The following is a 7,650-nucleotide window of genomic DNA, read 5'->3' as shown; positions in this document are numbered from 1 at the left end:
TGGGACCGGCTCAGCGGGACTGGGACCGGCTCGGCGGGACTGGGACCGGCTCGGCGGGACGGGACCTTTGCGCGCCGCGGCGTCGACGCTCCCGGTCAGCGGGATGTCCGGACTGCGCGGACATCCCGCTGATTAACGTCTAGTCCGGATGGAGGACTCCCGATGAACGACGTGCAGCCCGACGTGTTCGCCCCGGCCAGGCCGGGGCCGGTCACGCCGCGGAACCGGATCGTCAAGGCGGCCACCTGCGAGCGGCCGGCCAAGCACTGCCGGGTCACCCGCCGCGTCCTGTCCACCGAGCCGGCCCGGGGTGCCGCGAGTGCGTGACGAGACCATCGCCGGGATGCTGCTCGCGCGGCTGGGCGACGACCGGCCCGGCCTGCGCAGCCGCGAGCGGACCTGGACGTGGGACGAGGTCGTCCGGGAGAGCGCGGCGCGCGCGGCCCTGGCCCGCGGCCTGCGGCGGGACGGCCCGTTCCACATCGGGGTGCTGCTGGAGAACGTCCCCGAGTACGTCCTGTGGCTGGGCGCGGCGGCGCTCAGCGGCGCGACGATCGTCGGGATCAACCCGACCCGGACCGGCGCCTACCTGGAGCAGGAGGTCCGGCACACCGACCTCCAGCTGCTGGTCACCGACGAGGCCGGGCTGAAGCTGCTGGACGGGCTCGACATCGGTGTCCCGCGCGACCGGTTCCTCCTGATCGACTCGGCCGGATACCCGGCGCTCGTCTCGTCCCACGCGTGCGAACCGGAGGCCGACCCGTCGGTCACCCCGGAGACGCAGATGCTGCTGCTGTTCACCTCCGGGACGACGGGCGCGTCCAAGGCGGCGCGCTGCTCGCAGGGCCGGCTCGCCGAGCTGGGCCGCGACAACAGCGCCAAGTACGACATCGGGCGCGACGACATCAGCTACTGCCCGATGCCGCTGTTCCACGGCAACGCGCTGATGGCGCTGTGGGCGCCGTCGCTCGCCGCCGGCGCGACCGTCGCGCTCACGCCGAAGTTCTCCGCGTCCGGGTTCCTGCCGGACGTGCGGTTCTACGGCGCGACGTTCTTCACCTACGTCGGCAAGGCGATCGGCTACATCCTGGCCACCCCCGAGCGGCCCGACGACGCCGACAACACGCTGACGCACGGGTTCGGGACGGAGGCGTCCCCTGAGGACAAGGCCGAGTTCCTGCGCCGCTTCGGCGCGAAGCTCGTCGAGGGCTACGGCTCCAGCGAGAGCGCAGGCATGATCAAGCGCGATCCGGCGGCGCCGCCGACGGCGCTCGGGCGGCCCGCCCACGACGGCGTCCGGGTCGTGAACCCCGAGACGCTCGAAACGTGCGCCCCGGCGATCCTGGACGAGCACGGCCGCGTCGCCAACGCCGAGGCGGCCGTCGGCGAGATCGTCGACGTGCACGGCGCCGCGAAGTTCGAGGGCTACTACAAGAACCCGGAGGCGGACGCCGAGCGGGTCCGGCACGGCTGGTACTGGACGGGCGACCTCGGCTACATCGACCGCGACGGGTTCCTGTACTTCGGCGGCCGGTCCGGCGACTGGATCCGGGTGGACTCGGAGAACATCTCGGCGCTGCTCACCCAGAACGTCGTCCGCCGCCACCCGAAGATCGTGGACGCGGTCGCGTTCGGCGTCCCCGACCCGCGCTCCGGCGACCAGGTGATGGCCGCGATCGAGATCCCGGAGGGCGTCGCGTTCGAGGACCTGGACCTCCCCGCGTTCCTCGCCGCGCAGGACGACCTCGGCACCAAGGGCGCGCCGCGGTTCGTGCGCGTCTCGCACGCGCTGCCGACGACCGGCTCCGGCAAGCTGAGGAAGAAGGAGATGCAGCTCGACGGATGGCGGACCTCCGACCCCGTGTACCGGTGGGCGGGCCGGGGCGCGCCCGAGTACGTCCTGATGACCGAGGCGGACAAGGCCGCGCTGCGGGACGAGTTCACCGCGGCCGGCCGCCGGCGCTTCCTTCCGTGAAATGAGAAGGGGCTCCCGTGAAATGAGAAGGGGCAGGTATGGATCTGCGTGAGTCCGACGCGCATCGCGAGCTGCGCGCGGAACTGAGGGCGTACTTCGCGGGCCTGCTGCCCGAGGACGTGCGGCGCCGCGCCGGCGAGCAGGGCGTGGGCGGCGACCGGTTCCGCGAGATCGTGAAGATGCTCGGCAACGACGGCTGGCTCGGCTACGGCTGGCCCACCGAGTACGGCGGGCAGGGAAAGTCGATCGCCGAGCAGTACGTCTTCTTCGACGAGGTGCAGCGGGCCGGGCTGCCGTTCCCGTTCGTCACGGTGAACACGGTCGGCCCGACGCTGATGCGCTTCGGGACGGACGAGCAGAAGAAGAAGTACCTGCCCGGCATCCTGTCGGGCGACATCGTGTTCGCCATCGGCTACACCGAGCCCGACGCCGGCACCGACCTCGCGTCGCTGCGGACCAGGGCCGTCCCGGACGGCGACGAGTTCGTCATCGACGGCGGCAAGGTGTTCACCAGCGGCGCCAACACCGCCGACTACATCTGGCTCGCCGCCCGCACGAACCCGGACGCGCCGAAGCACAAGGGCATCTCGATCCTGATCGTCCCGACCGACGCGGACGGGTTCTCCTGGAGCCCGATCCCGACCGTCGGCGGGATGGTGGTGACCTCGACGTACTACAACGGCGTGCGGGTGCCCGCGTCGTCGGTCGTCGGCGACGTCGACGGCGGCTGGAGCCTGATCACCACCCAGCTCAACCACGAGCGGATCGGCCTCGCCGCGCTAGGCGGCCGGATGATCCGGCTGTGGGAGGACGTCCGGGACTGGGCCCGCGACAACGGCGTGATCGACCTGCCGTGGGTGCGCGCCGACCTCGCCCGCACCCACGCCCGGCTGGAGGCGATGCGGCTGATGAACTGGAAGATGACCATGGCGGTGGAGGCCGGGACGCTGACCGGCGCGCAGGCCGGGGCCGCCAAGGCGTACGGCACGGAGACGCACATCTTCGTCCAGCGGACGCTGACCGGGGTGCTCGGCGCGGCCGGGCGGATCCGCCCCGAATCGCCGGGCGCGGTGCTGCACGGGCAGATCGAGCAGCTGTCCCGGCAGGGGATCGTCAACACGTTCGGCGGCGGCGTCAACGAGGTGCTGCGCGACATGGTCGCCGTCCAGGGCCTGGGCCTGCCGAGGGTGAGGCGGTCATGAGCGACGGCGCCGGCAACGACTACAGCGCCGGCAACGACTACAGCGCCGGCAACGACTACAGCACTGGCAACGACAGCGCTGGTACCGACTACGAGGACAGGCTGCAAGCGTGGGTCGGGCGCGAGCTGCTGACCCGCCGCTTCGGGCAGGACCCGGTGAACGTCCCCATGATCCGGCACTGGGTCGAGGCGATGGAGGACGACAACCCGGTCTACCTGGACGAGGCCGCCGCCCGGGAGACCGGACGCGACGGCATCGTCGCGCCCGCGTCGATGGTGCAGGCATGGACGATGCGCGGCTACGCGGCGTCCGTCCGCCCAGACCGGGAGCCGTCCGGTTCCGACGAGCTGACCGCGCTGCTCGCCGAGGGCGGCTACACCTCCGTCGTCGCCACCGACTCGGAGTTCGAGTTCGAGCGCGAGCTGGTGCCCGGCGACCGGGTGAGCGTCGAGGAGGTCGTCGAGGCGATCTCCGCGGAGAAGAAGACCGCGCTCGGCGCCGGCCGCTTCATCACGACCCTCCGGACGTACCGGGACGCGGACGGCGAGGTCGTCGCGACGCAGCGGTGGCGCCTGCTGCGGTTCCGCCCCGCCGAGAAGCCGGAGCCGAGGCCCCTGCGGCCGCGTCCCGCGATCAATCGGGACAACGCGTTCTGGTTCGAGGCGGCGCGCGAGCACAGGCTCGTCATCCAGCGGTGCGCCGACTGCAAGTCGCTGCGGCACCCGCCCGGCCCGTGCTGCCCGCAGTGCGGGTCGTTCGAGTGGGACACCGTCGAGGCGCAGGGCGAGGGCCACGTCTACAGCTACGTCGTCGCGCACCACCCGCGCCACCCGGCGTTCGACTACCCGCTGGTCATCGCGGTGATCGAGCTTGCCGAGGGGACCCGCCTCATCACGAACATGACCGGGGTCGCGCCGGAGGACGTCGAGATCGGCATGCCCGTCGTCCTCGACTGGATCGCCCCGGACCCCGACCTGTCCCTGCCGGCGTTCCGCCCGGCCGACGCTGCGAAGGAGCGCTGATGGACTTCACGCTTGGGGAGGAGCTGGAGGCCGTCCGGGACCTGGCCCGGCAGATCTTCGCCGACCGGGCCGCGCAGGCGCGGATCAAGGCCGCGGAGCAGTCCGAGCGGGGCTTCGACGAGGGGCTGTGGGCGGAGCTCGGCGAGACGGGCCTGCTCGGCGTCGCGCTGCCCGAACGGGCCGGCGGCGCCGGGCTCGGCATCGCCGGTCTGGTGGTCCTGCTGGAGGAGCAGGGGCGCACGGTCGCACCCGTCCCGATCTGGCCGGGCGTCGCCGCCGCCATGGCGCTGGCCTCGCACGGGACGGCGGCGCAGCAGGAGATCCTGCCGTCCGTCCTGGACGGGTCCGCGCGGCTGACGGTCGCGCTGGAGGAGTTCGGGCCGCCCGACCCCGCGTCGCCGCGCTGCACCGCCGTGCGGGACGGGGACGGGTGGCTGCTGACCGGCACGAAGGCGGTCGTCCCCACGCCGTTCGGGACGAGCCATGTGCTGGTGTCGGCGTCGTCGCCCGACGGCCCCGGACTGTTCCTGGCCGAGACGTCCGCCGGCTCCTGGGAGCGCACTGAGACGACCAGCCGTGACGTGGCCGGGCACCTCACGCTGGACGGCGCTCCCGCCCAGGCCCTCGGCTCCGGCGCCCTCGACGCGATGCTGCGGACGGCCCGCGTGTCGCTGGCCGCCGTGCAGCTCGGCGTCGCCGACGGCGCGCTGCGCATGGCCGCCGGCCACCTGGCCGGACGCGAGCAGTTCGGCCGCCCGCTCGCCACGTTCCAGGCCGCGCAGCACCAGCTCGCCGACTGCTACATCGAGATCGACGCGCTGCGCGTCTGCCTCTGGCACGCCGTCTCGCTGATCGCCGCCGGGGAGGACGCCGACACCGCCGTCCTGGTCGCCAAGTGGTGGTCGGACGAGGGCGGGCTGAACGTCGTCCACCGCGTCCAGCACCTGCACGGCGGCATCGGCGTGGACGTCGACTACCCGGTGCACCGCCACTTCCTGTGGGGCAAGCAGATCGCCGGGACGCTCGGCGGCGCGTCGTCCGACCTCGACCTGCTGGGGGCGGCGCTGTGAAGCGGTTCGAGGACGTGGCGGTGGGGGAGGAGCTCCCCGAGCTGAGCATCCCGCTGACCCGCACGATGATCGTCGCGACCGCGATCGCGAGCCGCGACTACCAGGACGTCCACCACGACCCGTCGCTCGCGGTGGAGCGCGGGTCCAAGGACATCTTTATGAACATCCTGACGACCAACGGTCTCGTCGACCGGTACGTCACGGGCTGGGCCGGGCCCGCCGCCGTCGTGAAGGCCATCAAGATCCGGCTGGGCGCGCCCAACTACCCGGGCGACACGATGGTCCTGACCGGCACCGTCACCGGCAAGCAGGACGGCCGCCGGGTCGAGATCGAGGTGCGCGGCGTGAACGGGATCGGCCCGCACGTGACCGGCACCGTCGTCGTCCAACTGCAGGGGAGCGACGCATGAGCGTGCTGCCAGGGGCCGCCGCGATCGCCGGGATCGGCGCCACGGAGTTCTCCAAGGAGTCCGGCCGCAGCGAGCTGCGGCTCGCCTGCGAGGCGGTGCTCGCCGCGATCACCGACGCCGGCCTTCAGCCGTCCGACGTGGACGGCATGGTGACATTCACCGCCGACACCAGCTCCGAGATCCACATCGCCCGCAACCTCGGCATCGGCGAGCTGAAGTTCTTCTCCCGCATCGGGCACGGCGGCGGCGCCGCCTGCGGCACCGTCCAGCAGGCCGCGATGGCCGTCGCGACCGGCGTCGCCGACGTCGTCGTCTGCTACCGCGCGTTCAACGAACGCTCGGGCATCCGCTACGGCCTCGGCCAGGCGGACCGCCCGGCCGACGTCAGCGCCGACGGCGCCGCCTACGCGTGGCTGAACCCGTTCGGCCTGTCGACGCCCGCGCAGTGGGTCGCGATGTTCGCCCGCCGCTACATGCACGAGTACGGCGCGACCAGCGAGGACTTCGGCCGCGTCGCCGTCGTCGACCGCGCGCACGCCGCGAAGAACCCGGCGGCGTGGTTCTACGGCCGCCCGATCACGCTGGAGGACCACCAGGCGTCCCGCTGGATCGCCGAGCCCCTCCGGCTGCTCGACTGCTGCCAGGAGAGCGACGGCGGCCAGGCCCTGGTCGTCGTGTCCGCCGAGCGCGCCCGCGACCTGCCGCACCGCCCCGCCCTCGTCTGGGGCGCCGCGCAGGGGTCCGGCAACGACCAGCACATGATGACGAGCTACTACCGCTCCGAGATCACCGGCATCCCCGAGATGGGCCTCGTCGGCCGCCAGCTCTACGCCCAGTCGCGCCTCACCCCCGCCGACGTCCAAGCCGCGATCCTCTACGACCACTTCACCCCGCTGGTACTGCCGCAGCTTGAGGAACTGGGCTTCTGCGCCAAGGGCGAGGGCAAGGACTTCGTCGCGGACGGCAACCTCGAAATCGGCGGCCGGCTGCCGTTCAACACCCACGGCGGGCAGCTCGGCGAGGCGTACATCCACGGCATGAACGGGATCGCCGAGGCCGTCCGCCTGGTGCGCGGCACGTCGGTGAACCAGCCGGGCGACGTCCACAACGTCCTCGTCACCGCCGGAACCGGCGTCCCCACCAGCGGCCTGATCCTGGGAGCGGACGAATGACGGAGTGGATCGGCGAATATCTCGGCACCCGCACCGTCCCCTATGACGAGACCCGGGCGATCCTCTACGCGCTGGCCGTCGGCGCGGACGCCTCCGACCTCGACCTGGTCTTCGAGGAGAGGCTGCGCGTCCTTCCGACGTTCGCGCTGACCCTCGCCCAGTGGGCGCCGGACGCGCTCGGCTCGGCGGGCGCGTTCGACGTGCGGACGGCCGTCCACGGGTCCCAGCGGCTCCGCGTCCTGAAGGACCTGCCGCGCTCGGGCGCCGTGGAGATGAGCGCCCGCGTGGCGGACGTCTGGGACAAGGGGTCGGCGGCGGTCTTCGACCTGACCGTGGAGAGCGAGTACTTCGAGGCCACCTGGTCGATCTTCGCGCCGGGCCGCGGCGGGTTCGGCGGCGAGCGCGGCCCGTCCGCCCGCCGCCGTCCCGAAACGGCCCCCACCGGGGAGCTGACCGTCCGGACGGCGGCGAACCAGGCGGCCCTCTACCGCCTCCTGGGCGACCGCCACCACCTGCACATCGACCCGGAGGCGGCGAAGACGGCCGGGATGCCGCGCCCCATCATGCACGGCCTGTGCACGCTGGCGGCGATCACGCTGCCGCTGGCGTCGTCCCTGGGCGCCCACCCGGCCGACCTCCGCGAACTGGAGGGCCGCTTCGCCGCGCCGATCTTCCCAGGCGACACCCTCCGCGTGGAGACCTGGAAGGACGGCGAAGCAACCCTCTTCGAGGCATCGGTAGACGACAAGCCAGTCATCTCCGCAGCCCAAGCCCGCTTCGCCTGAGCCCGCAGTCGTCA

General features: G+C 72.6%; 8 protein-coding genes. All 8 read left to right on the top strand.

Annotated elements, in window-relative coordinates; translation table 11 throughout:
- The first annotated feature begins 162 nt into the window (after positions 1-162).
- Genes ACIWVC_RS29585 through ACIWVC_RS29550 form a run of 8 tightly spaced genes read left to right on the top strand, consistent with a single transcriptional unit; the run spans position 163 to position 7,636 of the window.
- Entirely contained in the window at positions 163-327 is a 165-nt protein-coding gene (locus ACIWVC_RS29585; RefSeq protein ID WP_396451240.1) for a hypothetical protein, read from the top strand.
- Positions 320-1,975 carry an AMP-binding protein gene (locus ACIWVC_RS29580; RefSeq protein WP_396454844.1) on the top strand — a complete coding sequence of 552 codons (1,656 nt, stop codon included), beginning with the start codon at positions 320-322 and terminating at the stop codon, positions 1,973-1,975. Before ACIWVC_RS29585 ends, ACIWVC_RS29580 begins: the two co-directional genes overlap by 8 nt.
- 38 nt (positions 1,976-2,013) lie before the next feature.
- Positions 2,014-3,177: an acyl-CoA dehydrogenase family protein gene (locus ACIWVC_RS29575; protein WP_396451236.1), complete on the top strand. Its 1,164-nt coding sequence runs from the start codon at positions 2,014-2,016 to the stop codon at positions 3,175-3,177.
- Positions 3,174-4,199 carry a bifunctional MaoC family dehydratase N-terminal/OB-fold nucleic acid binding domain-containing protein gene (locus ACIWVC_RS29570; protein WP_396451234.1) on the top strand — a complete coding sequence of 342 codons (1,026 nt, stop codon included), beginning with the start codon at positions 3,174-3,176 and terminating at the stop codon, positions 4,197-4,199. The genes ACIWVC_RS29575 and ACIWVC_RS29570 overlap by 4 nt, the downstream gene beginning before the upstream one ends.
- Positions 4,199-5,269, top strand: coding sequence for an acyl-CoA dehydrogenase family protein (locus ACIWVC_RS29565; protein ID WP_396451232.1), 1,071 nt, complete (start codon positions 4,199-4,201; stop codon positions 5,267-5,269). Before ACIWVC_RS29570 ends, ACIWVC_RS29565 begins: the two co-directional genes overlap by 1 nt.
- The gene (locus ACIWVC_RS29560; protein WP_396454843.1) at positions 5,266-5,679 is read left to right on the top strand and encodes a MaoC family dehydratase; all 414 of its coding nucleotides are present in this window, start codon (positions 5,266-5,268) and stop codon (positions 5,677-5,679) included. Before ACIWVC_RS29565 ends, ACIWVC_RS29560 begins: the two co-directional genes overlap by 4 nt.
- On the top strand, positions 5,676-6,851 hold the full coding sequence (locus ACIWVC_RS29555) for a lipid-transfer protein (protein ID WP_396451228.1): 1,176 nt from the start codon (positions 5,676-5,678) through the stop codon (positions 6,849-6,851). The genes ACIWVC_RS29560 and ACIWVC_RS29555 overlap by 4 nt, the downstream gene beginning before the upstream one ends.
- Positions 6,848-7,636: a MaoC/PaaZ C-terminal domain-containing protein gene (locus ACIWVC_RS29550; protein ID WP_396451226.1), complete on the top strand. Its 789-nt coding sequence runs from the start codon at positions 6,848-6,850 to the stop codon at positions 7,634-7,636. Before ACIWVC_RS29555 ends, ACIWVC_RS29550 begins: the two co-directional genes overlap by 4 nt.
- The last annotated feature ends 14 nt before the right edge of the window (positions 7,637-7,650 follow it).

It is taken from the genome of Actinomadura sp. (assembly GCF_044508335.1).
Classification (GTDB): domain Bacteria; phylum Actinomycetota; class Actinomycetes; order Streptosporangiales; family Streptosporangiaceae; genus Spirillospora.
This window is presented reverse-complemented; position numbering and strand designations above follow the sequence as displayed.

Excerpts from the sequence above, each read along its gene's own strand:
- ACIWVC_RS29565 (WP_396451232.1), top strand. The coding sequence starts at position 4,199 with ATGGACTTCACGCTTGGGGAGGAGCTGGAGGCCGTCCGGGACCTGGCC.
- ACIWVC_RS29585 (WP_396451240.1), top strand. The coding sequence starts at position 163 with ATGAACGACGTGCAGCCCGACGTGTTCGCCCCGGCCAGGCCGGGGCCG.
- ACIWVC_RS29575 (WP_396451236.1), top strand. The coding sequence starts at position 2,014 with ATGGATCTGCGTGAGTCCGACGCGCATCGCGAGCTGCGCGCGGAACTG.
- ACIWVC_RS29550 (WP_396451226.1), top strand. The coding sequence starts at position 6,848 with ATGACGGAGTGGATCGGCGAATATCTCGGCACCCGCACCGTCCCCTAT.
- ACIWVC_RS29555 (WP_396451228.1), top strand. The coding sequence starts at position 5,676 with ATGAGCGTGCTGCCAGGGGCCGCCGCGATCGCCGGGATCGGCGCCACG.
- ACIWVC_RS29570 (WP_396451234.1), top strand. The coding sequence starts at position 3,174 with ATGAGCGACGGCGCCGGCAACGACTACAGCGCCGGCAACGACTACAGC.